25 protein-coding genes and 1 tRNA gene are annotated in these 26,962 nt (G+C 59.8%); 14 read left to right on the forward strand and 12 right to left on the reverse strand.

What is annotated here, in order from left to right; translation table 11 throughout:
* Positions 1-168: 168 nt before the first annotated feature.
* The 5 genes from BMZ57_RS09575 to BMZ57_RS09595 all read left to right on the forward strand — a co-directional run bounded on the left by BMZ57_RS09575 (position 169) and on the right by BMZ57_RS09595 (position 5,363).
* Positions 169-843, forward strand: coding sequence for an NAD(P)H-binding protein (locus BMZ57_RS09575; protein WP_069672324.1), 675 nt, complete (start codon positions 169-171; stop codon positions 841-843).
* A complete protein-coding gene (locus BMZ57_RS09580) occupies positions 843-1,751 on the forward strand; it encodes a LysR family transcriptional regulator (protein WP_010212267.1) in 909 nt (302 codons plus the stop codon). The genes BMZ57_RS09575 and BMZ57_RS09580 overlap by 1 nt, the downstream gene beginning before the upstream one ends.
* A gap of 89 nt (positions 1,752-1,840) precedes the next feature.
* Complete coding sequence (locus tag BMZ57_RS09585; RefSeq protein WP_069672323.1) at positions 1,841-3,034, forward strand: CaiB/BaiF CoA transferase family protein; 1,194 nt, start codon at positions 1,841-1,843, stop codon at positions 3,032-3,034.
* Entirely contained in the window at positions 3,031-3,972 is a 942-nt protein-coding gene (locus BMZ57_RS09590) for a hydroxymethylglutaryl-CoA lyase (protein ID WP_021492358.1), read from the forward strand. Before BMZ57_RS09585 ends, BMZ57_RS09590 begins: the two co-directional genes overlap by 4 nt.
* A 59-nt stretch (positions 3,973-4,031) precedes the next feature.
* Positions 4,032-5,363, forward strand: coding sequence for an MFS transporter (locus BMZ57_RS09595; RefSeq protein WP_010212262.1), 1,332 nt, complete (start codon positions 4,032-4,034; stop codon positions 5,361-5,363).
* On the opposite strand, the gene BMZ57_RS09600 is transcribed toward BMZ57_RS09595, so the two are convergent.
* A complete protein-coding gene (locus tag BMZ57_RS09600; RefSeq protein WP_010212261.1) occupies positions 5,364-5,852 on the reverse strand; it encodes a DMT family transporter in 489 nt (162 codons plus the stop codon). It lies immediately after the preceding gene.
* A gap of 77 nt (positions 5,853-5,929) precedes the next feature.
* On the opposite strand from BMZ57_RS09600, the gene BMZ57_RS09605 reads away from it, so the two are divergent.
* Both BMZ57_RS09605 and BMZ57_RS09610 read left to right on the forward strand, forming a co-directional pair.
* Entirely contained in the window at positions 5,930-6,847 is a 918-nt protein-coding gene (locus BMZ57_RS09605; RefSeq protein ID WP_010212259.1) for a LysR family transcriptional regulator, read from the forward strand.
* A 204-nt stretch (positions 6,848-7,051) separates the two neighbouring features.
* Positions 7,052-7,579: a DUF4142 domain-containing protein gene (locus BMZ57_RS09610; RefSeq protein WP_005785958.1), complete on the forward strand. Its 528-nt coding sequence runs from the start codon at positions 7,052-7,054 to the stop codon at positions 7,577-7,579.
* 54 nt (positions 7,580-7,633) lie between these two features.
* Here BMZ57_RS09610 and BMZ57_RS09615 read toward each other — a convergent pair whose 3' ends face one another.
* The 3 genes from BMZ57_RS09615 to BMZ57_RS09625 form a co-directional block, all read right to left on the reverse strand.
* Positions 7,634-8,059, reverse strand: coding sequence for a low affinity iron permease family protein (locus BMZ57_RS09615; RefSeq protein WP_010212258.1), 426 nt, complete (start codon positions 8,057-8,059; stop codon positions 7,634-7,636).
* Between the two features lie 84 nt (positions 8,060-8,143).
* Complete coding sequence (locus BMZ57_RS09620) at positions 8,144-8,644, reverse strand: methylated-DNA--[protein]-cysteine S-methyltransferase (RefSeq protein ID WP_010212257.1); 501 nt, start codon at positions 8,642-8,644, stop codon at positions 8,144-8,146.
* 250 nt (positions 8,645-8,894) lie between these two features.
* Complete coding sequence (locus BMZ57_RS09625; RefSeq protein WP_021492355.1) at positions 8,895-9,788, reverse strand: LysR family transcriptional regulator; 894 nt, start codon at positions 9,786-9,788, stop codon at positions 8,895-8,897.
* Between the two features lie 95 nt (positions 9,789-9,883).
* Between BMZ57_RS09625 and BMZ57_RS09630 the strand changes: the two genes are divergently transcribed.
* Together BMZ57_RS09630 and BMZ57_RS09635 are read left to right on the forward strand one after the other, a co-directional pair.
* The gene (locus tag BMZ57_RS09630) at positions 9,884-11,047 is read left to right on the forward strand and encodes an MFS transporter (RefSeq protein ID WP_069672322.1); all 1,164 of its coding nucleotides are present in this window, start codon (positions 9,884-9,886) and stop codon (positions 11,045-11,047) included.
* Entirely contained in the window at positions 11,044-12,228 is a 1,185-nt protein-coding gene (locus BMZ57_RS09635) for an MFS transporter (RefSeq protein ID WP_042570704.1), read from the forward strand. Before BMZ57_RS09630 ends, BMZ57_RS09635 begins: the two co-directional genes overlap by 4 nt.
* A gap of 75 nt (positions 12,229-12,303) precedes the next feature.
* On the opposite strand, the gene BMZ57_RS09640 is transcribed toward BMZ57_RS09635, so the two are convergent.
* The 7 genes from BMZ57_RS09640 to BMZ57_RS09675 all read right to left on the reverse strand — a co-directional run bounded on the left by BMZ57_RS09640 (position 12,304) and on the right by BMZ57_RS09675 (position 17,429).
* Positions 12,304-12,609 (reverse strand): DUF6482 family protein, encoded by a 306-nt coding sequence (locus BMZ57_RS09640; RefSeq protein ID WP_010212252.1) that lies wholly within the window; start codon positions 12,607-12,609, stop codon positions 12,304-12,306.
* 23 nt (positions 12,610-12,632) lie between these two features.
* A complete protein-coding gene (locus tag BMZ57_RS09645) occupies positions 12,633-13,157 on the reverse strand; it encodes a DUF3833 domain-containing protein (RefSeq protein WP_042570705.1) in 525 nt (174 codons plus the stop codon).
* A 188-nt stretch (positions 13,158-13,345) separates the two neighbouring features.
* Positions 13,346-13,419, reverse strand: a tRNA-Gly gene (locus BMZ57_RS09650).
* A gap of 209 nt (positions 13,420-13,628) precedes the next feature.
* The gene (locus BMZ57_RS09660) at positions 13,629-14,513 is read right to left on the reverse strand and encodes an alpha/beta fold hydrolase (protein WP_021491042.1); all 885 of its coding nucleotides are present in this window, start codon (positions 14,511-14,513) and stop codon (positions 13,629-13,631) included.
* Positions 14,514-14,817: 304 nt separating this feature from the next.
* Complete coding sequence (locus BMZ57_RS09665; RefSeq protein ID WP_010212245.1) at positions 14,818-15,510, reverse strand: pseudouridine synthase; 693 nt, start codon at positions 15,508-15,510, stop codon at positions 14,818-14,820.
* Positions 15,510-15,722: a cysteine-rich CWC family protein gene (locus BMZ57_RS09670; RefSeq protein ID WP_045791214.1), complete on the reverse strand. Its 213-nt coding sequence runs from the start codon at positions 15,720-15,722 to the stop codon at positions 15,510-15,512. Before BMZ57_RS09670 ends, BMZ57_RS09665 begins: the two co-directional genes overlap by 1 nt.
* A gap of 84 nt (positions 15,723-15,806) precedes the next feature.
* Positions 15,807-17,429 (reverse strand): methyl-accepting chemotaxis protein, encoded by a 1,623-nt coding sequence (locus BMZ57_RS09675; protein WP_010212243.1) that lies wholly within the window; start codon positions 17,427-17,429, stop codon positions 15,807-15,809.
* A 262-nt stretch (positions 17,430-17,691) separates the two neighbouring features.
* Between BMZ57_RS09675 and BMZ57_RS09680 the strand changes: the two genes are divergently transcribed.
* On the forward strand, positions 17,692-18,057 hold the full coding sequence (locus BMZ57_RS09680; protein ID WP_010212242.1) for a hypothetical protein: 366 nt from the start codon (positions 17,692-17,694) through the stop codon (positions 18,055-18,057).
* Between the two features lie 52 nt (positions 18,058-18,109).
* On the opposite strand, the gene dspII is transcribed toward BMZ57_RS09680, so the two are convergent.
* Positions 18,110-19,222, reverse strand: a complete 1,113-nt coding sequence (dspII, locus tag BMZ57_RS09685; RefSeq protein ID WP_010212241.1) for an enoyl-CoA hydratase/isomerase DspII — start codon at positions 19,220-19,222, stop codon at positions 18,110-18,112.
* A 136-nt stretch (positions 19,223-19,358) separates the two neighbouring features.
* Here dspII and ung point away from each other — a divergent pair, with 136 nt between their 5' ends.
* The 4 genes from ung to BMZ57_RS09705 all read left to right on the forward strand — a co-directional run bounded on the left by ung (position 19,359) and on the right by BMZ57_RS09705 (position 26,930).
* Positions 19,359-20,051 (forward strand): uracil-DNA glycosylase, encoded by a 693-nt coding sequence (gene ung, locus BMZ57_RS09690; protein ID WP_047541439.1) that lies wholly within the window; start codon positions 19,359-19,361, stop codon positions 20,049-20,051.
* Between the two features lie 212 nt (positions 20,052-20,263).
* Complete coding sequence (locus tag BMZ57_RS09695) at positions 20,264-22,285, forward strand: hypothetical protein (protein ID WP_021491040.1); 2,022 nt, start codon at positions 20,264-20,266, stop codon at positions 22,283-22,285.
* A gap of 193 nt (positions 22,286-22,478) precedes the next feature.
* Positions 22,479-24,440 (forward strand): hypothetical protein, encoded by a 1,962-nt coding sequence (locus BMZ57_RS09700; RefSeq protein ID WP_010212238.1) that lies wholly within the window; start codon positions 22,479-22,481, stop codon positions 24,438-24,440.
* Positions 24,441-24,638: 198 nt separating this feature from the next.
* Positions 24,639-26,930 (forward strand): autotransporter outer membrane beta-barrel domain-containing protein, encoded by a 2,292-nt coding sequence (locus BMZ57_RS09705; RefSeq protein ID WP_069672321.1) that lies wholly within the window; start codon positions 24,639-24,641, stop codon positions 26,928-26,930.
* The last annotated feature ends 32 nt before the right edge of the window (positions 26,931-26,962 follow it).

The following is a 26,962-nucleotide window of genomic DNA, read 5'->3' on the forward strand; positions in this document are numbered from 1 at the left end:
AGTATTTTATTGTGGTGTGTCGAGCTAAGCGTTTGAGGGGGCTTGCGATTTGTTGAGGTCGCCTCTCACTATATTGAGTAAGGTGGCAGTGTTGAGGACGGATGTGACGATGGCTTTCGAAGGCCTGTCTCTCAGGTAGTCAAACTGGCGGGATGAAGGGAGTACTAGATGAGAGTTCTATTATTCGGTGCCACCGGCATGGTCGGCCAGGGCGTGCTACGCGAGTGCCTGTTGGCCGCCGACGTGCAGGAAGTCGTCGCCGTCGCCCGCACGCCCTTGACCCAGGAGCACGGTAAGCTGCATCAGGTGTTGCACAGCGACATGCTGGATTTCCAGCCCCTGGAAAATCTGCTGCAAGGCTTTGATGCGTGTTTCTTCTGCCTCGGCGTTTCGTCGGCGGGGATGAATGAAACCCAGTACACCCAACTCACCTATGACCTCACCCTGGTCGCCGCCAGTACGCTGGCGCGGCTCAATCCGCAGATGACGTTTATCTATGTGTCCGGCGCCGGTACGGATAGCTCCGAGGCGGGCAAGTCGATGTGGGCGCGGATCAAGGGCAAGACCGAGAACGCGTTGCTGCGCCTGCCGTTCAAGGCCGTGTATCTGTTTCGGCCGGGAGTGATCCAGCCGTTGCATGGCGTGCGTTCGAAGACGCCGTTGTACCAGACCTTCTACTCAGTGCTTGGGCCGTTGTTGTCGTTGGTGCGGCGGCTGAAGCCGGGTTGGGTCGTGAGCACCGAGACGGTGGGCCGGGCGATGTTGCAGGTGGCAAGCCAAGGTGCGCCGCAGCCGGTGGTGGAGCAGGCCGAGATCAATCGGCTGGCCAGCGAGCGTCACTGATGTTGCACAAGAGCCTGGTGCGTCGGCTGGACTTGATCACGCTGCAGCTGTTCGTTGCGGTGTTTGAGGAAGGTACGCTGACCCGCGCCGCCAACCGTGAAGCCATTGCCGTGTCGGCCGCCAGCAAGCGGCTGATGGAGCTTGAGCAGGTGCTGGGCGTCAGTCTGTTCGTGCGACGGGCCAAGGGCATGGACCTGACGGCGGCCGGCGAAACGCTGTTGCACCATGCGCGGCAGATGCTGTTCAACGTCGAGAAGATGGGCCTGGAGCTGGGCGAGCACAGCCACGGCGTGCGCGGTTATGTGCGGATGCTGGCCAACCTGTCGGCAATCATTCAGTTTCTTCCGGAAGACCTGCGGGATTTTTCCGAACGGCATCCCGAAGTGAAAACCGACCTGGAGGAACGCCCCAGCAATGGCGTGGTGCAAGGCGTGCTGGATGGCGTGGCGGACCTGGGCATCTGCTCCAGTGACACCGATACCAAAGGCCTGCCCAGCGTGACCTATCGCCACGACAAACTGGTGGTGCTGATGCCGGCGGATCACCCATTGGCGGCGCGCAAAAACCTGGCATTTGCCGACACCCTGGACAGTGATTACGTGGGCCTGCACGCTGCCAGCTCGATCAATATGCGCACCCACGCCGCCGCACGCGAGGCGGGCAAGATGCTGCGCCTGCGCATTCATGTGCCGGGGTTCGATGCGATGTGCCGGATGGTCCAGGCGAATATGGGCATCGGCATCCTGCCGCAGAAAGCGTACGAACTGTTTGGGCGTGCCTTGGGTTTGCATGCCGTGCCGCTGACGGACGACTGGTCGGATCGCAGCCTGATCCTGGTAGTGCGCGATGAGGCGCAGTTGTCGCCGGTCAGCCGGCTGCTGTTCGATTATCTGAGTGTTCGCGTTTAGCGAACGCTCCTTGCCAACTGACGGTTGGATTTCTCCGGCCTCTGGCCTCTAGTCTTGGCGTCACATTCCAAGAACAAGAGGTACACCCCATGACGGCTCCCCTGAGCGGTATCAAGGTGGTCGAGATCGGCACCTTGATTGCCGCGCCGTTTGCCGCCCGGATGATGGCCGAGTTTGGTGCCGAGGTGATCAAGATCGAAGCCATGGGCCAAGGCGATCCGCTTCGCAAATGGCGAAAGCTGCACGAAGGCACCTCGCTATGGTGGTACCTGCAATCGCGCAACAAGAAGTCGCTGGCGCTGGACCTCAAGTCGCCGGAAGGCCTGGACCTGATCAAGCAATTGCTCGGCGACGCCGACGTCCTCATCGAAAACCTGCGCCCCGGCGGCCTGGAGAAACTCGGCCTCGGCTGGGACGTGTTGCATGCCCTCAACCCCAAGTTGACCCTGGTGCGCATCTCCGGCTACGGCCAGACCGGCCCTTATCGTGACCGTCCGGGCTTTGGTGCGATTGGCGAGGCCATGGGCGGGATTCGCTACACCACCGGCAATCCGGATTCGCCGCCAGCGCGAGTGGGCGTGAGCCTGGGGGATTCGCTGGCTTCGTTGCACGGTGTGATTGGCGCACTGATGTCGTTGCTGCGGGTCAAGACGGGGCAGGGCGACGGGCAGATTGTCGATGTGTCGCTGGCCGAAAGTGTGTTCAACCTGATGGAAAGCCTGGTGCCGGAATACGACATGCTCGGCCATGTGCGCGAACGCAGCGGCGGCGCCTTGCCGGGCATTGCACCGTCCAACACCTACCTGACGGCCGACGGTGCCTACGTGGTGATCGCCGGCAACAGTGATCCGATCTACAAGCGGTTGATGACCACCATTGGCCGTGCCGATCTGGCCGAAGCGCCTGAATTCGCCCACAACGATGGTCGGGCCGCCAAGAGTGGGTTACTCGACGCCGCGATCACGCACTGGACCAGCAGCCTGCCCATCGAGCAAGTGCTCAGCGCTCTGGAGGCCGCTGAAGTACCGGCCGGGCGTATCTACTCCGTAGCCGATATCGTCGGCGACCCGCACTACCAGGCGCGTGACATGTTGCTCAATGCCGAGCTGCCCGGCGGTGTGTCGGTGAAGATGCCCGGCATCGTCCCCAAGCTCTCGGAAACCCCTGGCGGCGTGAATTGGCAGGGCCCGACGTTGGGCCAGCACACCGACGATATTCTCGGTAGCCTGGGCCTCACCGGCGCTGATATCCAACGCCTGAAAACCGCGGGAGTGGTGCAATGATTTCCGACTACTGCGACGCGCTGATCGTGCAGGAAGTGTCGCCGCGCGACGGCCTGCAGATCGAGCCGACCTGGGTCGAGACGGCCGACAAGATCGCCCTCATCGACCAGCTTTCCCTCGCCGGTTTTTCGCGGATCGAGGCGGGTTCGTTCGTCTCGCCCAAGGCCATTCCGGCGTTGCGCGATGGTGAGCAAGTGTTCAAGGGCATTGAGCGCAAGGCCGGTGTGATCTACGTGGCGCTGATCCCCAACCTCAAGGGCGCGCAGCGTGCCATTGAGTCTTGCGCCGATGAACTGAACCTGGTGATGTCCGCCAGCCAGACCCACAACCTGGCCAATATGCGCATGCGCTGCGAGGCGTCGTTGGCGGCGTTTGGTGACATCGTCAGTTTTGCCGGCGATTTCCCGGTGAGGCTCAACGCCAGCATCGCTACCACCTTCGGTTGCCCGTTCGAAGGCAAGATCGATGAAGACCGCGTGTTGCAGATTGTCGAGGCGTATCAAGCACTGGGTATCCGGGGCATCAGCCTCGCGGACACGACTGGCATGGCCAACCCGCGCCAAGTGGAACGCTTGGTCAAACGCGTGCTGGAGCGCGTGTCCGCCAGTGATCTGACCCTGCATTTCCACAACACCCGCGGCCTGGGCCTGTGCAATGTGCTGGCCGCCTATGAGGCCGGCGCCCGTCGTTTTGACGCGGCGCTCGGTGGCTTGGGTGGCTGCCCGTTTGCGCCGGGGGCGTCGGGCAATATCTGCACCGAAGACCTGGTGAACCTGTGTGATGAAGTCGGGATTCACACCGGCATCGACCTGCCGCACCTGCTGAATATGTCCCGCCGTCTACCCGCTTTGCTTGGACACGAGTTGCCCGGCCAGGTAGCCAAGGCCGGACGCAATTGCGACCTGCATCCACCCCCGGCGTACATCGCCACGCTGTAACGCCGCACCAGACAACAAAAACAATCGGGCGCCTGTGAGCAGCCCGCTGGAGAGAAACCATGAGCACTAATACGTTGGAGGCCGGCGCGCGCCCGGCCGCTGAAATCGATGCCGAAAAAGCCCTGGTCAGCAAGGTCGCCTGGCGCCTGATGCCGCTGATCATGGTGTGCTACCTGTTCGCGTTTTTTGACCGGATCAACATCAGCTTTGCCAAGTTCCAACTGCAGGCGGACCTGAGCCTGAGCGACACCGCCTATGGCCTGGGGGCCGGGCTGTTCGTGGTGGGGTATGTGATCTTTGAAGTGCCGAGCAACATGATGCTGTACAAGGTCGGCGCCCGGCGCTGGATTGCACGGATCATGATGTCGTGGGGCCTGGCGACGGCGGCCATGGTGTTTGTCACGGCCGAGTGGCAGTTCTATGCGCTGCGCTTTCTGATCGGCGCGATGGAGGCGGGGTTCGCGCCGGGTGTGCTGTATTACCTGACCCTGTGGTTCCCGCAGCATTTCCGAGGACGCATCACCTCGATGCTGTTCCTGGCGTCGGCGTTTGCGGGCCTGGTGGGCGCACCGTTCTCCGGCCTGGTGCTGGAACACCTCGACGGTGTGTTGCAGATGCGCGGCTGGCACTGGTTGTTCCTGCTCGGCGGCTTGCCATGCATCGGCCTGGGGTTTCTGGTGCTGACGCTGCTCAAGGATCGCATCGAAGACGCCCACTGGTTGACGGCGGCGGAGAAGACCCTGCTGTCGAGCCGCATCGCCAAGCATGAGCCGAACCAGCACGGTGGCTCGCTGTTGTCGGCAATCCGTATTCCAGGGTTCCTGATGCTCGGCTTCATCTACTTCCTGATCCAGGTGGCATCCTACGGCCTCAACTTCTGGGCGCCGCAGTTGATCCGCAGCGCGGGCACCCAGAGCCCGGTGATGATCGGCCTGCTCACGGCGATTCCTTATGTGTGTGGCGCCATCAGCATGGTAGTGATCGGGCGGCTGTCGGATGCTACGGGTGAGCGCCGCAAGTTCGTCTGCGGCCTGGTGGTGCTCGGGGCAGTGGGCTTCTTCAGTGCTGGCATTTTTGCCGACCACACCACCTTCCTGATCATTGCCCTGGGCATGCTGGGCGCGGGCATCATCGCCTCGATCCCGACCTTCTGGACGCTGCCGCCCAAGTTGCTGGCCGGTGCCGGTGCAGGCGCGGCGGGCGGTATTGCGGTGATCAACACCCTCGGGCAATTCGGTGGCATTGTCAGCCCGGTGATGGTGGGGCGCATCAAGGACCTCACCGGCAGTACCACACCCGCTCTGTACGTGATTGGCGTGTGTGCGCTGTTGGCGGCAGCATTGCTGCTGTGGGGCCTGCCGCAGAAACTGCGCACCCTCGATAAGGGTTGATCAGCCTGCGGTTGCCAACGCCCGGGCAGGTGTGGCACTGAACTGAATCAACACCACGCCGCCGATCAACAACAACGCCCCCAGTACGCGGGGCGTTGTCAGTTGGCGTTCCACCAGGCCGAACAGACCGAAGTGATCCAGCACCAGCGACGCCAGAATCTGCCCGGCCATGGCCAGTGCGATAAACCCCGAGGCGCCAAGCTTGGGCAACAGCATCAACGCCAGGGAAATAAAACACACGCCAAACGCGCCACCGGCCCACATCCACAGCGGTGCCTTGCTGATAAACGCCAGGCTCGGCAGCGGGAGGCGCAGCGCCAGAATCACCGGCAGCAACACGATGATGCTCACCAGCAACGACGCCAGCGTGGCCCACAGCGGGTGACCAAGCCCGCGCCCGAGGTTGGCGTTGATCGCACTCTGAAACGGCACCACCGCCCCCGCGATGACCGCCAGCGCGAATAAACCCACCCAATGCAACGTTGTCATGTCGAATCTCCCAGAGGTTTTGCTGGACTCTAGGCTATTCGTCGCGCAAATTTAAATTCCAATTTCTTATGCAGAGCATGCAGCTGATGAATGATCTGCGCCGCATTGACCTCAACCTGCTGGTGATCCTCGACGCCTTGCTCAGCGAGCAACACGTCACCCGTGCGGCTGAGCGCTTGCACCTGAGCCAACCGGCGGTCAGTCACGCGTTGGCACGCTTGCGTGACCTGCTGGGTGACCCGCTGCTGGTACGCCAAGGTGGCAGTCTGGTGCCGACTGCTCGCGCGCTGGAGTTGGCCCCGCCGCTGACAGAAGCGCTCGGCCAGGTACAGGCGTTGCTGGCGCCGAACCGCTTTGACCCGGCGTCGGCCAAGCGCAGGTTTCGGGTGGCGATGTCCGATTACAGTGCGGCGATTTTCCTACCCGACCTGGTGCGAACGTTGCGCCGCGAAGCGCCGGGTATCGATCTGCAAATCATCCAGGCCAGCCGTGAGGGCATGGTGGACGGGGTGCTCAATGGCGACCTCGACCTGGCGGCGGGTGTTTTTCCCGATATGCCTGCCGAACTGCGGACTACGCCGTTGTTTGAAGAGCACTACACGTGCCTTGTGGACCGCGATAGCCTGCCGGCAAGCGGCACACTGGATCTGCCGACCTACCTGTCACGCCCCCATGTATTGCTGGAAATGCGCGGCAGTGGCACTCCGGAAATCGAGCGGGCACTGACAACGATTCGGGAACGTCGGCATGTGGCGATCAGCCTGCCGCACTGGGGTGTAGCGCCGCAACTGATTCAAGGCACCGACCTGATCCTTACCGTATCGTCCCGTGGCCTGCTGAATATTGATCACCAGCACTTGCTGGCGGTGCCCGCGCCGTTTCATATCCCTTCGTTTGCATTTGAGCTGGCGTGGCATGCACGGCGGGGTGGGGATTCGGGGTTGCAGTGGTTGATTGGGCAGGTGCAGGGTGTATTGTCCGAAGGCCACTGCTGACAGGACAACAACACCCTGCGCTGCGGCTTCACCCACCTCGCCTACCTCTCACTGCCGGGGCTCTTTTGGCAACAAGCCCGCTGGATTTGACGATGACCGTTCGTCGCACTGGCGAGTTTTTTCTAAACCTTTGCCGCCCTGAAAATTCGAATTGAGGGCGGGGTGTGTTCCCCCGCCCTTATTTTTAGCCTGGAGGAACCCATCATGAGCCGCATGGCTATCCGGTTACGCACCGCCAGTTTCGCGATGCTGCTGGGCCTCGGCGCCAGCAATGCCTTCGCCCAGTCGCCTGCTGAATTCATCGAGCAGGCTTCGGCCAAAGGGATGGCCGATATCGAAACCAGTCGCATGGCTCACGCCAAGACCTCGTCCCAGGAGATCAAGGATTACACCATCGAGGTGATCAACGAACGCACCCTGGCCAACCAGCACCTGGCGGCTATCGCGAAGAAGCTTGACCTGCCGGTGGCGCCTCGGGAAAAGATCGTCGACAAAGCAGAAACCTTGATGCCCGAACTCAAGGACGGCGACTCCTTTGATGCGGCCTATACGGCGCAACAGGTCAAGGAAAACGAAGACGCCATTGCCCTGTTCAAGAAGGAAGGTGCAGCGTCGGATGTGCCGGAAATAAAAGCCCTGGTGGATGAGACGCTGCCCAAGTTGGAAGAGCGTCTGCAAAAGGCTCGCGCCTTGGCATCGACTTACGGTAAAGGTCATCAAGGCGACGGTTGAAGCCATGACTTGAAGTAAAAAACGGCGGTTGGACCTGTTCCAACCGCCGTTTTTTCATGCCTGGTTCAAATCGGTTTTGATCGGTGCCGCATCGTCGGCAGCATGACCGCAACTGCTGTTCAGACTCACCGTGCCCGCGTTGCCGATGCTGCGGTATTCCTGGCGCAGTTTTTCCAGTTCCTTGCGATCCAGTCCATCCAGGCTGAGTACGGCATTCTGCGCATCCTTGGACACACGTAGCAGTTCATCGATCTTGATATGCAGGATGTCGTTGTCGCGGTTCTGCGTGTTCTGGATCAGGAACACCATCAGGAACGTGATGATGGTGGTTGAGGTATTGATGATCAGTTGCCACGTGTCGTTGTAGTGGAAATACGGCCCGCTCAGACTCCATGCCAGGATCAACGCCACTGCCGCGTAAAACGTGCGCGGGCTGCCGGCCCAACGGGACAGGGATTGAGAGACTGCGGAGAATTTCATGACCGTTTTTCCTTTGTAAGGGGGTGATGAAATAATGGACCGCACGGTGGCTTTGAAATTTCTTTTTACATTTGATCCGCGTTTTTAGAACACCAGTTCGGCCTGGCCTGTCCCTTCCAGCGTCAGTAAATACTGCTTGGCTTCCAACCCGCCCGCAAAGCCGGTCAACCCGCCCGATGCGCCAATGACCCGATGGCACGGCGCAATGATCGAGATGGGGTTACGCCCATTGGCCGCCCCCACTGCGCGTACGGCTTTGGGGTTGCCAATCTGCTGGGCGATCTGGCTGTAGCTGCGGGTTTCGCCGAAGGGAATGGTCAGCAACGCCTGCCAGACCTGTTTCTGGAAGTCGGTGCCGGCGAAGTCCAGTTCCAGCTCGAAATGTGTGCGGGTACCCGCGAAGTATTCCTGCAACTGGCATTCGGTTTCCAACAGCACCGGGCTTTCAGGCGCTTCGTACAAGTCGCCCAGACGCACACGGTTGGCGCGCTCGGTAGCCCACAGGATGGCGCCGAGTTTATCGTTGCGCGCCACCAGGGTGAGCTGGCCGACAGGGGAGGGCATGAGCTTGTATTCGTAGGCCATGATCAGGGCTCCTGAAGGTGGGTGTAGGGGGAGTCTAGACCGGCGGCCCTATGGGCAAACTACGTTTCTTGCGGTCAAATTCAGCGCCGCCAGTCGCGCCATTCCGAGAACGCCGGATAAGCGTACAACCACGCGATGTAACCAAGGGCCATCAACCCCGTGGGGGTCGATGACCGGTCTTTTTGGGGCGGCGGTAGTTGGCATGTGTGAGCGCATAGGAATGGCGTCCGGGAGAGGTGTTGCGATCGAGTTACCGCATGTGCAGGGGCTGCGCAATGACGGCGAGGAACGCATCAACCAGCACACTTTTTGTTGCAGTCCGGGTCAACACCAACAACTGGGCACAGGCGTCCACTTCCACCAACGGCCTGTACGTCACGCCCTTATTCATCAGGCTCTGGGTACATTCCGGCACCAACGCCACACCTTGTCCGGCAGCCACCAGCGCAATGATCGACGTGATCTGCCGCCCGGTCGGTCCAAGGCGTAAAGGCTGGCCGTGATGCCGATAAAGCTGTTCGATGGACTGGTTGAGCCCCGATCCATAATCTGCAGGAAACAGAATCAACGGGTAGGCACTGAGCTGCGCCAGGTTGACGCTTGGCTGGCGCGCCAACGGGCTTTCACTGGACACGGCGGCCACCAACCGTTCTTCGCCCAGCGACAGCGCTTGCACCGCTTCGTCTTGCGGCAACAAGCGACTCAAACCGAGATCCAGCCGCCCATCCGCCACTTGCGCGCCCAGGCTGCCGGAGGCGCATTCCACCAGCGTCAACTGCACATCGGGAAAGCGCTGGGCAAACGCCTGGATCGCCTGGCTGAACAGGTCCGACAGGGCAATCGAACTCACATAACCCAACGTTAGCTGCCCTGCGGTGCCCGCCGCCAGTTTGCCCGCGATCACTTGCGCCAATTCCACCTGCTCCAGCACGCCGCGGGCGTAGGGCAGGAACGACCGGCCTTGCGCGGTAAGGCTGACCGTGCGGCTGGTGCGATCGAATAGCTTGAAGCCCAACTCGGTCTCCAGCGCCGATATCTGCCGTGTCAGCGGCGGCTGCGCCAGGTGCAGGCGAATGGCGGCGCGGCCGAAGTGCAACTCTTCGGCGACCGTCAGAAAGTAACGCAGCTTGCGTAGGTCGAGCATCCTGATCCTTGGGTATTGATCGGTCCGAAATCGGTATTGGTTTCAGACCTGCCGGCCATTCTATAAAGACCTCACAAAATAAAACGAGAGGTTTCATGAAACCGCGCCTGCATTGTGCCCGCCTTGCCCTGTTCTTGTGTGGCTGCGCGGCATTTCTCAACCTGTATGCCACCCAGAGCATTCTGCAGACCTTTGCCACGCAGTTTCACATCAGCGCCAAGACGGCGGGGTGGAGCATCACCGTGACGACGCTGGCCGTGGCGATCACCGCGCCGTTTGTCAGCCGGTTGACCGGACGCTTCGAGCAGCGCACGGTGATCAGCGTGGCGGCCTTGCTGCTGGCGGTGCCGGCGCTGATGACAGCCTATGCCGACAGCTTTGCCGAGGTGCTGGTGTGGCGGTTTGTCGAAGGGATGTTGATCCCGGTGGTGTTTGCCACCAGCGTGGCGTATATCGGCGACCGCTGGAGAGGTGGCACGGTCACCGAAGTCACCAGCCTGTACGTGGCGGGCACCGTGTTGGGTGGGTTTGCCGGACGCTTTGTCACGGGGGTGATGACCGAATACGCAGGCTGGCGCGAAGCGTTTGAACTGCTGGCGGTGCTGAGTTTGATGGTGGGCGGGTTTATCCAGTTCCTGTTGCCTGCCAGCCGTGGGCGATCGTTGAGGGGTGAAACCGCTTTCTCGGCGGTTTTTCGTAAGCCTTTGTTGGCGGCCTACGCTGTAGGTTTTTGCGTGTTGTTTTCCCAAGTGGCGGCGTTTACCTACGCAGGTTTGTACCTCGGATTACCGCCTTTCGGCCTGGGGCCTGCAGCGTTGGGGACGCTATATACGGTGTTTCTGCTGGCACTGATCGTGATCCCCGTCGCCGGCCGCCTCAGCAAGTCCCGGCCTCACGCTGAACTGCTCAGCGTCGCTGCCGGGCTGGGCATCAGCGGTTCAGCGCTGACGCTGGTGCCCTCGTTGTGGTGCATCGTGGTAGGCCTGGCCCTCAGTTCTACCGGGGTGTTTCTCGCCCAGGCGGCGGCCAACGCCTTCACCGCCGCTACCGCCGGCGACAACAAAGCCGGCGCCGTGGGCATGTACCTCACGTTTTATTACCTGGGCGGCAGTTGTGGTGCGATTGTCCCGGCGTTGATCTGGGAGCGTTGGGGCTGGGCCGGGTGCGTGACGCTGATTATTGCCTTCCAGATACTGACCTTGCTGATCGCCCTGACCGGCTGGAAGCCCGTTAAACCTGAACTGATCCCGACACCATGAATCACGCCGTCGCCATGCCTGTTTCCACACGCCGCCGCACGCTGATCGCCGGCTGCAGCGCCCATGCCGTGCATGATGGTCTGACCGATGTCATCTACGTGCTACTGCCGATCTGGCAGGCGCAGTTTGCGCTGTCCTACGCTCAGATCGGACTTTTACGCGGTGCCTATTCCGGGATGATGGCGGTGTTCCAGCTCATGGCCAGCCGTGCTGCGAAACGCTGGGGACGTGTGCCGATGCTGGTGGGCGGCACCGCGCTCGCCGGTGCGGCGTACGTGTTGGCAGGCCAAGCGACCGGGCTGACGATGCTGTTAATGGCACTGATGTTAGGTGGCTTGGGCGCCAGCACTCAACACCCGCTGGCTTCTTCGATGATCAGCGATGCCTACGAGGATGGTGGTGGAATCAAGCAGGCACTGTCCCAGTACAACTTTTCCGGCGATATCGGCAAAACCCTGGTTCCCGGGCTGGTCGGTCTGTTGCTCACGGTCATCGGTTGGCGCGCCAGTGCCACGTTCCTGGGATGGCTGGGGTTGGCTGCGGCGGGCCTGTTGTGGTGGTTGATTCCCAGCCAGTCGCGCCCCTCGGCCGCGCCCCAAAAAACCAAGTCGCCCATCGGAACCGGCTCCACCACGGGCCTGCGCGCGCTGATCCTCACCGGCACCCTCGACAGCGCCGTGCGCATGGGGTTTCTCACCTTCCTGCCGTTTCTGCTGGCCGCCAAGGGCGCCGGCACTGCTGGTATTGGCCTGGCCTTGACCCTGCTGTTTATCGGCGGCGCGTTCGGCAAATTATTCTGCGGCTACCTGGGGGCGCGCATCGGCATGATGAGGACCGTATGGCTGACGGAGAGCAGCACGGCCTTGCTGATCGTCGCTGCGGTGTATTTGCCGCTGACTGGGCTGATGGTGATGTTGCCGCTGTTGGGGCTGGTGCTCAATGGCACGTCTTCAGTGCTTTACGGGGCTGTGCCGGACCTGGCGGGAGCCGAGAAGCGCGAGCAGGCATTTGCCGTGTTCTACACCGGCACGATTGGTGGCGGAGCGTTGGCGCCCGTGGTGTTTGGTGGCGTGGGCGATGCGTTGGGCGTGCCGGTGGCGGTGATGGTGCTGGCGGGGGTGTTGTTGGTGACGTTGCCGTTGGCGTGGGGGGTGCAGCGGGGGATGGCTGAGCCGGATTGACGCTCGCGATTACACAGTGCGAAATCGATCCATTCGAACCTGGAGGATAGGAACGACCTCAATACCTGCACCGCCTTAAAAGGACGCATCCAGCGTAAACGGAATCCGCAATGCGCCAATGGGGCCTTCCCGAACTCCGCACATTTCATCGTGCACGCACTGTTGCACCAGCACACAGGGAAACGGCGGAACCCGTTGCAACAAGTCGCGCAAGTGCGTGGTGGAGCGGATGCGCAGCGGCTGGTTATCATCGCCCAGCAACGTCATTTCGACATCATCCAGCCTGACACGCGCGATATAGAAGCCACCCTCCAGCGACTGCAACTGCAGCTCGCGAACTTCTCCGTTTACCGCCCATTCAGTCAGTTTCTGCAGATGCATGATTCACCTCCGTTGCAGGTCATTCATTGGCGACGAAAGAACAACGTGACCTGGCCCCATTCGACGCCGAACTTGGTCATGCTGGAGCGATTGATCAGGGTGTCTTCGTCCATCAGGTACATCCAGTCATCAAAGCTCACCTCGTAGACAGAACCGTCTACCGGCAGGTTGAGTCGGTAGCGCCAACGCAGCGCGTTCCCCGCGACCTCGCCGATGGCCTCGCCGACCACATCACCCGCCCGACCGCGCCAACGCCCCGGACCGTCGGGTGTCAGCGTCCACACCCGCCGCTGACGCGTGCCGTCGCTGTACAGGAAGCGTTCGTCGAGAATCAAGGCGTTACCTTCGCGCCGGCTGGCTATATCCACTTCAAAACGCTTGGCCACCTCGCCCGAGCGCTTCTGGAAAATCCCCCAGGCCTTGACGGGCTTGCTGAAGAACCGCTCCAGGTCCAATTGCGGTTGCTGGTCAGCGTAGTGCTCGACGCCTACGTTGGCGCAACTGCTCAAGCTCAACATCAGCAACAATGAAACCAATAGACGTGTCATTGCTTGGCTCCTTGATCGTGCCTCGGCGCGTTGCAGTGATAGTTGTACAAAAATATTAATTTGTACAGGTATGTCCGACAGGCATGACTGCTACCGTAAATCGCAGCCACAAAAAAACCGGTCTCAAAGGACCGGTTTCTTTAGGCATCCCCCGTCAAAAACAACCTGACGTGGAACGCGAATTTGAGTGGAGCGGGTAGAGGGAATCGAACCCTCGTCGGAAGCTTGGGAAGCTACTGTTCTACCATTAAACTATACCCGCTCAGAGCGGCTGACTTTGTACCAGATGTTCGCCGGGATTTGAAGTTTTTCTTCAAAAATGTGTGGGTTACAGGTGTCACACAGGCGGACTGACCCAGTGTAGGAGCGAGCTTGCTCGCGAAAGACTCAAGCGCGCCGCGTTCCTCCAGGAAGCGAGCGTTATCCTTGACGTTCTTCGCGAGCAAGTTCGCTCCTGCAAGGGAGCGTATTTCAGAGTGCGAAGGCATGCTGTGTCTGGCCCTGTTGATAGCGCAACCGGCTGACCTGCCGCTCCGGTTTCAAGAAGCCCACGACTGCGTCCCGACTATCTCGGCACGCCGCCTTGTGCTCCATATCCAGGAAATGCCCCGTCGCCTGAATGGTGCTGAAGCTGCTGTTCGCCACGTGCTGGCCAAACAGCTTGGCGTCCTGGGCGCTGGTGTATTCGTCCCATTCACCATTCAGAAACAACACCGGAATGTCGATCTGCCTGGCCGCCTTGAGGTAGCACAGGCGATCACTGTTCAGCACATGGCTGATGTGAAAGTGCATCTGCCCATATTCATGTTCGGCCAGACTGCTCACGTGCCGGTAGTTGAAACGCTTGAACAATGACGGCAGGTGTTTGCCGATGGTGCTGTTGACCAAATGGCCGACGCGGTCGCGGTCGAGGTTGCCGAGGTAGTCGACGCCGCGTTCCAGGTAGTCGCGCATCGGTGCGTTGATCACCGGCGAGAATGAGCTGATCACCGCCTTTTCCACGCGACGAGGGCGGTGGGCAAGGGCGACCAGGGCAGCGGCACCGCCCCAGGAAAAGGACAGTACGTGTTCGGCGGCGAAGTGGTCGATGAGCTCAAGCAAGATCTGGCCTTCGATTTCCTTGGTCAGCATCTGCTCATGACGGTTGTGGATTTTGGAGCGGCCAGCGTAGGGCTGGTCGTACAAAACCACATTGAATTGCGGGTACAGGCTTTTCACGGTTTGGGCGAAGGATGCCGTGGTGGCCATGGAGCCGTTGACCAGGATGATGGTCTTTTCAGCAGCGTCCGCGCGATAGAACTCCGTGTAAACCCGATACTGACCCTGTATATCCAACACAGCGATTTCTGGCCTCATGTCGTAAGACTCCTGGCAAGCGGGTAGGGCGCGCAGATCACTCTGCACGAGCTTTGTGACAGGTAGGCATACGCCTGGAAAAGGAGGCCCATGTCGATCCAATGACGGCTGGCCGACGGGTGTTGTTAGGGCGGGCTGTTTGCCGGGAAGGCCCGTGGATCAAGCGCGGGCGGGGCAAGGTGTTTCTTGGAGGTTATAGGCGACTCGCCAGTCATATTTGAACTGGTGATCCTGATTCAAGCAGCAGAGCGGGCACCTCGCAAGGCGGTGAAGCGGTTTTTTGCCATCACCGGCTGAACGGTCATCAGACCATTCGGATTTCGTCGTCGGTAAGTGCTCGATACTCCCCCGGTGCAAGGGCGGCATCCAGCACCAAGGGCCCCATGCGCTCGCGATGCAGGCCGACGACCTTGTTATCAAAGTGCCCGAACATGCGCTTCACCTGGTGATAGCGCCCTTCGATGATGCTCAGCCGCGCAGTTCTCGGTCCCAGCAACACCAGTTCGGCGGGTTGGGTAGTCAGGTCTTCGAAGGCGAAATACAGGCCGCGGGCAAACGTTGCGGCGTAGTCCGACCCGATGTCCTGCTCGGTCTCCACAAGGTAGACCTTGGGCAGTTTGGTCTGCGGCTGCGTCAGGCGACGCGACCATTGGCCGTCGTTGGTGATCAGCATCAGACCGGTGGTGTTGAAGTCGAGGCGACCGGCAATGTGCAATTCATCTTTGTCCGGCTCATCGAGTAAATCCAGCACCGTCGGATGTTGCGGATCCGCCGTGGCGCTCACGCAACCCTGGGGCTTGTGCAGCATGAAATAGCGTGCCGGTTTACCCGCCTGCAGCACCTCATCGTCAACGCATACGCGGCTGAATGCGCGCACCTCATGATGGGGATCGCTGACCGCCACGCCATCGACCGACACCCGCTGCTCAACCAGCAGCAGACGCACTTGCTTGCGATTGAAACGCGGCAGATTACTGAGGAAACGATCGACCCGCATTACGTCGGCTCAACGCCACGCAATTGTTCATCGACCTGGGCGCAACGCGGGCACAGGCAAGCCTTGTTGCGCAATTCGTCGGGCAAGGCCCGGAGGACTGCCGGGTCGATGGTGACGCTGTAGCACCAGCACGGCTGGTCGACCGTACGTGGGTCAGCCAGGGAGCAGTCGTTGCGGGCGCCGCAGGCGGGGCAAAGGGTTGGCGTGGTCATGGGCAGGTTCAGGCTGGATCGGGCAAGGTTCCGGAGAATCCCGGTATGCCTTGTACGATACAGGGCCGCCCCTGCCCAGGCTACTTAGAGCTGGAACTTGCTGACCAGTACGTTGAACGAAGTGGCCAGGCGCGACAGGTCCTGGCTGGACGCGTTGGTCTGATGGGCACCGGCCGCGGTCTGAGTGGACAAGTCCTGGATGTTCAGCAAGTTGCGGTCCACTTCGCGGGCCACCTGGGCCTGCTCCTCCGAGGCCGAGGCGATCACCAGGTTACGCTCATTGATCTTCGCCACACTGGCGGTGATTCGTTGCAGCGCTTCGCCGGCGTTCTGCGCGAGGGTCTGGGTGTTGTTGGCCCACGTCAGGCTCTTGTTCATTGCCGCGACTGCATCGTCGGCGCCGGTCTGCACATCACCAATCATCTTTTCGATATCGACCGTGGATATCTGGGTGCGGTGGGCCAGCGCCCGCACTTCATCGGCGACCACCGCGAAACCACGTCCTTGCTCACCCGCGCGGGCGGCTTCAATGGCCGCGTTGAGGGCCAGCAGGTTGGTCTGGTCGGCGATGCCGCGGATCACATCGATGACCTTGCCGATTTCTCGCACTTGGCCGGCGAGGTCTGCAACCGATTGTGTGGAGTCGTTGATCTCGACCACCATCGAACTCATGCCGGACACTGCCTGCTCCACTTGCTGGCGGCCATCTTCGGCCTCGGTGGTGGCCTGGCGCGAGGCTTCGGAGGTGGAGACGGCGTTGCTGGCCACTTCGTCCACGGCGGCGGTCATCTGGTTGACGGCGGTGGCTGCTTGTTGGATTTCATCGTTCTGGCGGGTCAGGCCGCGGCTGCTTTCATCAGTGACCGCACTCAGTTCCTCAGCCGCCGATGCAAGTTGGTCGGACGCGTTGGCGATTTCCACGAGGGTGCTTTTCAGGCCGCCTTGCATGTCCGACAGCGCCATCAGCAGTTGCCCGGCTTCGTCGGTGCGCTCGGTGATGATGGCCTGGGTCAGGTCGCCCTGGGCAATGCGTTGTGCGCTCTGTACGGCTTGAGCGATGGGACGGGTGATCAGGCGGGTGATCAACACACCGATGATGATCGCAATGAGGAAGGCCAGCACAATGCCGCTGATCATCCACGTCAACGCGCTGTTGCGCAGCTCATCGGCGGCGACCGCGCCTTCCTTGATCTGGCGGTTATTGGACTCGATCATCACGCGGATCAGCTCACGCGCCTGGCGGAACAGTTCATTGTTGCTGGTGTTGAGCTGGGCACGGGCCTGGTCGACTTGGCCGCCATCGAGCAGTGCCATGATGCGTTCGGAACTGCTGATGTAGGTGGGCCAGATCTGGTCGAGTTTGTCGCCCGCCGCCCGTTCGTCATCTTCCAGCGGGGTTGCGCGGTAGGTGGCGTAGGACGCCTGACTGCGCTTGAGTTCCTGGGCTATATCCTGGCGCACGCGGTCGCGATCCTGCGGGGAGACGTCACCCTTGCTGGCATCCATCAAGCGGTACAGGCCGCGGTTGTGGGCCACCAGACCGTTGAGGGTGGCGGCCGTGTTGCTCACCGAAACCAGGTTGTTGGAAAACGTCAGTTCCAATGCCGTGGAGAGGCGAACCACCCCTTTGATTCCCAGCAGGCCTACCGCTAGGGTGACCAGCGCACACAGTAGAAACGAGAGCAGCAGTTTGGTTGAAATCTTCATGGGTCAGGTCCGAACAGGGTAGCGAAGGGCGCACGCTAGAGCCTCCCTGGCTTTGTGCGATGTCATAGTGACATCATCGCAATTGAGAAAGTTGCGAGCCAGACAAATTTACTGAACCGATAAAGCTGGCGCAGATGTATCAAGCTGTTGCGAAAACGCACCAGATTCCGTTTTTGATGTCAGATGTCTCGTCATTCAGTGAAAGCTGAATGCCGCCCTCCCGCGTCGCTGGAGGCGCTCTTCCGCGGTCCAGGAGGCCGCCATGTATCGACGACTGCTGCTCAGCGCTTTACTCGGTCTGACCCTTTCCGCTTGTGTGCCTTATTACGATGGAGGCCAGAGCTACTATCGGTCCGAGGTCTACACATCACCGGCGCCGGTGTATTACTACGGTGGTGGTACGGCGTACCCGTATCGGCGTGACTACTACCCTGCACCGCGCTATTACGCGCCACAACCGCGCTACTACTCAGCGCCGCGTTATTACCAGCCGGCCCCGCGTTATTACGGACCGCGCGCCGGTTACCGGCCTTACCCGAACCAAGGCTGGGGCGGCGGTAACCGTTGGGGGAATGGCGGGCACGGCCGCGGTTCCGACCATGGAGGTGGTCGCGGCGGTCACCGTTGACACGTCTGCATTGCAAGCGGCGCACGAAGCGCCGCTTTTTTATGGGCAACTGCTAGTAATCGGACAGGTCGGCCAGGGGGTGGCGACCTTCCCAGGCCTTATTGAAATGCGCCTGCACCACCGCATCCGGAATCGCGTTGATATCCGGCCAGTGCCAATGGGGCGTCTGGTCCTTGTCGATCAACCGCGCACGCACGCCTTCGCTGAATTCCGGGTGACGGCAGCAATTGAGGCTTATGGTGTATTCCATCTGGAACACTTGGGCCAGGGACAAATGCCGGCCGCGCTGGATCTGTTCCCACACCAGGTGCGCGGTCAACGGGCAGCCTTCGCTGAGCGTCTTGCCGGCCCGGCTGAACAGCGGGTCAGCGTGTTCGCGCAGCTGGCTCAAGGCCCGCCAGGCACAGCGCACATCGCCTACGTCCAGCCATTCGTCGATCTGTGCCCGGCGTGGCAGCCATTGTGCCTGCGGTTGTTGCTCGACAGCTTCCTGGGCCAACGCCTTGAGGAGGCTGTTGAGCTGCATTGAGGTTTGCTCCTGCCAGTTCAGTTGCAGCAGGCCGTCGAGCAGTTCGTCTTGCTGGTCGTCGCGCAAGAAGCGGTCGGCCAGTCCCAGGTCCAAAGCGTCGCGGCCGTTGATATGGGCGCCCGTGAGGCCCAGGAACAACCCGAGCTTGCCTGGCAGCCGCGACAGGAACCAACTGGCGCCGACGTCCGGGTACAGCCCGATGCTGATCTCTGGCATGGCCAACCGACTGCTCGGCGTGACGATGCGCACCGCCGCACTTTGCAGCAGGCCCATCCCACCCCCCAGTACGTAGCCATGGCCCCAGCAAATCAGCGGTTTCGGGTAGGTGTGCAGGCGATAATCAAGGCGGTATTCCGCCGCAAAGAACTGCGCAGCCAGGGCCGGGACAGCGCCTGGCTGTTCCCTGCAAGCCTGAACCAGGCTGCGCACTTCACCACCGGCGCAAAATGCCTTGGGGCCGTTGCCGCGCAGCAGCACGCAGACAATGTTCGGATCCTTGGCCCAAGTGTCCAGGCGTTCGCCCAGGGCGAGGATCATCGGCAAGGAGAGCGCATTGAGGGACGTTTCAGCATCGAGGCTGGCGATACCGATGCGGGCACCGTCGCTGCCGGTCAGTTCTTCGAAGTGCAGGTTCATCGTGACCTCAATCGATACGTTGGAGGATGAGTATGATCGCTTCGTAGGAAAGTGTCGGTGGTGTGTCAGATCAATTGACAAGCGGGGTCGGCTTTCCTAGGGTTCGCCTCATTCTTTTTGACAAGACCATTCAACCATGACCGAAGACGACCGTATCAAACTCGAACCCAGCTGGAAACACGCCCTGCGGGATCAGTTCGAGCAGCCGTACATGGCCCAGCTGCGCGAGTTCCTGCGCCAGGAACATGCCGCCGGCAAAGAGATCTACCCGCCCGGCCCGCTGATTTTCAACGCGCTCAATTCCACGCCGTTGCATAAGGTCAAAGTCGTGATCCTCGGCCAGGACCCGTACCACGGCCCCGGCCAGGCCCACGGCCTGTGCTTCTCGGTGCAACCGGGTGTGCCGGCGCCGCCGTCACTGGTCAATATCTATAAAGAGCTCAAGCGCGACCTGAACATCGACATCCCCAATCACGGCTACCTGCAAAGCTGGGCCGACCAGGGCGTGCTGATGCTCAACACCACCATGACCGTCGAGCGCGCCAACGCCAACGCCCATGCGGGCAAGGGCTGGCAGTTCTTTACCGATCGGATTATCGAGGTGGTCAGCGAACATCAGCCGCACCTGGTGTTTTTGCTCTGGGGCGCTCATGCCCAAGGCAAGCAGAAGCTGATCGATGCCACCAAGCACCTGGTGCTGACCTCGGTGCACCCGTCGCCACTGTCGGCGTATCGCGGGTTTTTGGGTTGCGGGCATTTCAGTCGCACCAACAAGTTTCTTGAGCAGAATGGCGAGACGCCGATCGAGTGGCGGTTGCCGCCTGTCTGATGGTTGTGCGGGGGCAAGTTTCCCCCGCTCCCGCAAGTCATTGTTTGACGGTGCTTTGGTCGTGCGTTTCACGCAAACCAAGCACTTTCGGCCCGGCCGTACCTGTTAGTTCTGACAGTATCCGTTTCGGCTTCAATCGCATTAACTCCTCTCTCTGGTCTCTGTAACCGATGGCCAATAACCCTCACTGAGGCTTGCCGAGGAGAGTAGACATGCCAAAACCTGAACCCATTGGAGTGACAAACGCCGGCATTCTGGAGTTGCACGCACCGTTGGCGCCTGACTCACTGGATTTGATGCCTGACGATGACGGCCGGAAAATACCTGTGTCGTTTCAAAGCACGGGACTGCGCGTTGAGGTGCCTGAACTTCCGCCCGGCAGTGATAGTCTCGATCCGGGCGATATAACGGTATTCAAGTGGTATTGGGATGACGCTCTGTTTGAGACCAAAAAGCTGGAGGCGCCCTATGACGAATCCGACCTGCCTGATGTCGATGCCGTGGTGCCTTCGTATCTTATGGATGTCGGCGGGCTGCATCGTCTGAAATACGAAGTGGTCTTGAGAGAAAGCAGCGGCAACCCTGGCGTTGCCTCATTCATAACCCTGTTGGACAGCGACAGGGTCGGCCCGAATCAGGGGCAGCGCGGACCGCGGTTGCGGTTTTCTGCGCAGATCGATGCCGAAGGCGTCACCGACGCATACCTGGATGATCCAGCCAATGGAAATCAGGTGGTCGGCACTATCGCTCCTCTGTGGTTGGACGCCCGTTTAGGTGACGTTGTCGAGGGTTATCTGACCCTATTGCCCTTCCACAAACCTGCGCGCAAACGTAGCCGCCGTCTGGACATTGTTGCCACGACAGAGATCACACAAGAGCACAAAAACGGGACTCGACCTGTTGAATTACATTTTCCCGGCGACTATCTGCGCGGGTTGAAAAATGCCGAGTACAACGGCCTCTATTATCTGCGCGACCGCTCGGGCCGCGAGTCTGGCCCTTCCCTTACTTCCCCTCTATTGATCAGTTTGACGCCGACGCCCGTCGAGCTGCGTCCTGTTCAGATACCTCAATTGGCGGACGGCCTGATAAACCTCGATGACGCCCGCCAAAAACCGGATGGCGTGTACATGCAAATCCTCGAAGTATACGGCGCCGCGCCGGGGGATTTTTTGCATCCTTTCTGGGACCGTATACCCCTGGCTTCTATCCAGATTACCGAGATTCAGGCGTGGCCTATCACCGTCCGCATTCCGTATTCAGTGTTGGCCAGTGGCGGTTATGAGTACACACCAGGGGTGATCCGAGCAGAATACAACTGGCAGCGGGGGACTGCGCCCGCGAGGCCTTCGGCCACCCGGTTTGTTCCGGTTAACCTGACCGTGGCAGGGGATGTGAGCCCTGACAATCCGAAACCGACCAACCACTTGCTGCCGGTGGTGACCGTCAAAGGTAAAGATGGTGACAACCAGTTGAGCGTGAATGATGAAGGGCTGCGCGTACGTGTGGTGGCCCCTCTATACAACAATCCGAAACCAGGTGAATTGCTGGAGTTGATGGCGGGCACCCATCCAGGACCGATTGCGACGTATGAAGTGAAACTGGGGGACACGGCCGGGAAGGAAGTCGAATGGTTTGTCGACTGGGCCTTCATCGAGATTCTGGCGGGCGGGCTGGTTCCGTTCTTTTATTGGACCTTCAACGGCGTTAACAGGCAGCGAGCACGGGATACGCCGGTATTAATCAACATCATCCCGATTGTGGGGTTGAAAGACCTCGAGTATGTCGGGGTGACCTACGACACAGGCCCGGATTCCGGGTTTATCAGTTGCTCTTTGCGGCCGTGGGTTAACGGCGTGGGCGTCAAGATTCCTGGGGATGAGAGCCGGTTGGCCCCAGGCGATGAGCTGAAATTACACTGGGCCAGTTATGCGCATCCCGCCGGCTTTTCCGGTGCGGTCATCCCTGAAACCATCCAGACCTTTAAGCATACGCTGACCGGGAATGAACACCGTGACGGATATACCTTTCAGGTGCCGTTCGTTCCGTACATCAAGGCACCCGGTCTGGTAGAGCCTGCGCCGGGCCAGACTGAGCCTCGCCATGGCTCGGCTGTCGCACGCTACCAGGTCATCAGGCCCTTTGGCGCAGGCATGGGCTATTCCGGTCGCAAGTTGGTGTACATCAAGTTGACTCGCCTGGCTGGCCAGCCGCCTTGTCTTTCGGATGATTAAAACGTTGCATAACTGTCAGATTTGACAGTTATGCAACCTTCTCAAAGTCTATTCAATGAACGAGACATCATCAGGTTTGTGAAGCCATACCAGTTGAACGTCAGTTGTTTCCTTGAGTAATGACAGCCGGGTGTGTGGTCAAGCATGCCTTGTATACCCGGACAGATACCTATCCTTATCAGGAGTTAGAGTTATGTCCAGTAATACACAGAAACCCATCAACAAAAGCAGCGTTCAAGAGCTAGGGCCTTTGGAGGACTGGGAGGACCCCATCGAGAACCCTTCTTTTTCGCCGCCGCCAATTATCGAGGGTCTGTTACAGGCTATCGTGGGTGATACGCACCGTGATGTAGTGCCGCGGGCGCTGCAACAGACGGGTTTGGTGCTGCAAATACGGCCTTGGGAGCGCGGGCTTTTCAATGCGTTCGAGCCGCTCACCGTATTGGTTAATGACCGGCCTGAATTCATCACGAGCTTTGAAACCAGCGTCAATCTACCTGATCCTGTGGTTATCAACTTGGGGCCTCGAGATGCGCTTAAAGAAAATGGGCTCAAGGACATCAGAGTCGTTGTGGTTAACGCAAGCGAAAACGTCATCAACTACAACGTCAGGCGAGTGTATGTGGATGCACGGGATCCTAATGGTAATAAACAGCCTGCCCCGCTTGAATTTGAAAACTATGGCGCGGAACTCACCCCCACATACCTAGAGGGTAAGCTGGGTCTGGAATGCACCATTCCCGAGCCTGCAGAGCGGCGGGGCGGGGACAAGTACAGTATTCATGTGGGCACCTCCACGACGCACATTGAAGGTGACGTCCCCTTGACTGGCGCCATTACGGCGATCATCCCCACTGCAGTGATCCTGGAAAGAGCCGGTACAATCGAGAATACCTACCGGCTAATTGATCGTTCAGGAAACCAGACGAACCTCTCTGATCCGGCCTATGTGCGCGTAAGGCTCAACAATCCGCCGGTGTTCGGCGCTATCAGAGTTTTGGAGGCGCCGCTGGTCGACAAAGAAGAAGCCCGCAATGGTGCAACAGTACGGCTGGAAAGCATTACAGGCCACTTGCCCACGGATTTCCTGAGAGTGACGTGGGGAACGGTAGAGATCTACAACCAATCCATCGGCTCGATCAGTGGGCCGATTGATATTCCCGCCCGTTATGCTGCCATTGCGACGGGTGGTAGTTTTTACACTGCTGATATTCAGCTTTTTGTGGATCGCGCTGACAGCCCCACCTTCCCGTCAGTCGTCGTTCAAGTGGATGTCGACCTGCGTGAGCCAGGTGACAGCCAAAACCCCGGCCCAGGTCCTGTGGATCCGACGCTCGCCATGCCCGTACTGTTGGGCGGCGGGCCTCTGCCGCGTCCAGACAACCGTATCTCTGAAAAGGATCGTGGCTTTGATGCAACGGCTACTCTAGCGTTGCCTGCGGGATTGACAACGGGCGACTTCATCGACCTGATCTATGGCCCCAACGGAGATGTCGCGTCCACCTATGCCGCCACAGGCTCGGAGCCAGCGGGTTTTCAGGTGCCTTTTACCGTTGACTGGACGCTCATCGAATCGTTTGGCAATAGCTCTGCCCTCCCGATTTATTGCAAGATCCGCGATGCGATCAACTACAAACACACCCCGACTCAAAATGTGGTGGTTGAAATTTTCAATCTGGCGGGGTTGGCCGATCCTAGTTTCAACAACGCAGCAGTCTTGCCATCTCACCCACATGCCGGTTACTTCATCAATTGTTCACGGAGTCCATGGCTGGGTGTTCCAATCAAAGTCCTGGACCCGGCGATACTCCAAGTGGGGGATAAGGTCAAGATCGAGGCCTACCGATACGCCTATGTCCCCGCTGGAACGCCTCTCGGCGCACCTATCGGGTCCCCGGTGATAAGTGCTGATTTCGATATCGACAGTAGCCATGTAAACCTGGGCTTGATCGTGCCTTTGGATTTGAGCGCCTGGTTCAGGGACTATACGGGTACCTCAGGTCGGGGCTATGTCGGTGTGCGTTGGACACTCTTCCGGCCGTCCACAGGGGATCGTGGGAATTCCATGGAGGTCAGGGCGCTTTGGGACCTGGTTGCTTCTGGCACACCTCCTACCTGTGTGCCAGGCGCAACACGCCGTAGCGGGACACTCTGATTGCCTTGGCCCCACTCGCCTTTGTGAGGCGGTGGGGCCTTTTACTGCAACAACCTATAGCCGTTAAGCAGGGGATATTAAGAAAAGTCCTACGTGTTCGGGGGATTCAGCTCTTTAGTCTCAGCGCCGTGGAAAACGGAGACCTATTCGATACGGGTTCCGGGTTCGAACTGGTATTTACTTCTGAGGCTACAAAGCATGAAATCTATTAATCCCCATCATTTTCGTTATTCGCGTTTATTCACAACTATAAAACTCATGGCTGTCGGGCCACTGTATCTTTTGAGTGAACATGCGCTATCGGCTGTCACCGTGGACGGCAATGTTGGCACCGGCCAACTTGACGTCTATCCCGGGTCAGGTGCGCTGGCCTATATCGCGCAGAATAATGCGGCCCTCAACATCCACGACAATGCCATCGTTCAAGAAATACAGGCGACCAACGGCTCTACACTGACCATTAAGTCGGCTACGGTGACCTCGACGCACAGATTCCAGGCAGCTGTCGCACTGAGTGAATCGAACGCCACGATCACCGACGCGAGTGTGACCAGCTACACCAGTGGCGGCTTGAACGTTGCTCACCAACCAGGCACCACCATCGGCTCTCACGCTCAAGTCGGCAGGAGTGAAATTACCGGTGCGACTTACGGCGCCAACGTTACTTCCCATAGTCTGTTGGAGTTGAATGACTCCAAGGTGACCGGCAGCAGCCAGCAGGGTCTAAGGCTGTTGGGGGGCGCAGCCATTGCCAGGAACAGTGAAATCACGGGGGCGACAACCGGTGTCGTCATGGCACGTGAGAGTTCGACGGCCATTGAGTCTCCTCACTTGACCCTGGACGGTTCACGCGTCGAGGGGCTTGGCGGCCCGGCAATCTCAGTGTTGAGCCCGATCATGGCCGAAATTGATGTAACCAATGGTTCATCCTTGAGCGGCAAGAACGGCAATATGCTGGAACTGAGCGGTGGTGGCTCGGCCAACATGCGCGTGAATAACAGTGCGCTCGACGGCAATATCCAGGTGGGCAAAGACAGCGCTCTGGACCTGAACCTGGATGTCGCCTTCATGAACGGCGACATCGTCAACAGCGGCGGCAGCGCCAACGTGGGTCTGAACAATGGCTCGGTACTGACCGGGCGCCTGGACAATGTCGACAAACTGTCGGTCAACAGCGACGCCACCTGGGTGATGGTGGATGGCCAACAGGCCCTCAACGCATTGTCGATGAATGGCGGTAACGTCAAGTTCGGCGAGTCCGGAGCCTTCTATAAGCTGGACGTGGCCAACCTGTCCGGCACCGGCGGTACGTTCATCATGAAGGCGGATTTCGGCTCGCTGACCGGCGACTTCCTGAATGTAACGGGCACGTCTGCCGGTCACCATCAGTTGCTGCTCGCGGCCACGGGGGCCGACCCGTTGAACGAGCGCCTGCACATGGTGCACACCGCCGACGGTGTGGCGAATTTCAGCCTGGTGGGTGGTCGGGTCGACCGCGGTACCTATTCTTACGACCTGACGGCGGATAACCAGAATCACGATTGGTACCTGGACCCGGATAGCAAGGTCATCAGCCCGAGCACCAACTCAGTGTTGGCGTTGTTCAATGCGGCGCCGAGTGTGCTGTTGGGGGAAATGACCAACCTGCGGACGCGCATGGGCGAACTGCGTTTCAACGGCGGCCAGACCGCGGGTTTGTGGACTCGTGCCTATGGCAACAAGTATGAAGTGTCCAACGACAAGACTGGTCTGGGTTACAACCAGAGTCAGCGCGGTTTCACCCTGGGAGCGGATGCACCGCTGGAGGCCGGCGATGGGCAGTGGCTGATCGGTGCAATGGCCGGCCACAGCCAATCGGACCTGGACCTGAACCTGGGCAGCAAGGCCACCATCAACAGTTACTATGTGGGCGGCTATGCAACGTGGCTGGACAGCGAAAGCGGCTTTTACTTCGACGGCGTGCTCAAGTTCAACCGCCTCCACAATGAGTCCAACGTGGCCATGAGCGACGGCAAGAAGAGCAAGGGCAACTACACGCAAAATGCCATGGGCGCTTCGGCCGAATTCGGTCGTCACATCACGCTGGATGATGGCTATTTCGTCGAGCCCTACGGCCAATTGGCGGCGGTGATCACCCAGGCCCAGAGTTACACACTGGATAACGGCCTGGAAGCCAAGGGGGACCGTTCGAGTTCGGTGATCGGTGAGTTGGGCGTCACTGCCGGCAATAACATCCAACTCGACAGCGGCGGCGTGCTGCAGCCCTACTTGAAAGCTGCGGTCGCCCATGAGTTCGACCAGAGCAACAAAGTGTTCGTCAACGATAACTCGTTCAACAACGACCTGTCGGGCTCACGCTTGAAGCTGGGAGCGGGTGTAGCGATGTCGGTGTCGCAAAACCTGAGCATGCATGCGGACCTGGAGCGGAGCGTGGGCAAGAACATCAAGCAACCCCTGGGGGTGAATGTGGGGCTGCGCTACGCGTTCTAAACGTTGCCGGTGCAGGACTCTCCGTTCGTCGG

The organism is Pseudomonas simiae, from assembly GCF_900111895.1.
Taxonomy (GTDB): Bacteria; Pseudomonadota; Gammaproteobacteria; order Pseudomonadales; family Pseudomonadaceae; genus Aquipseudomonas; species Aquipseudomonas simiae.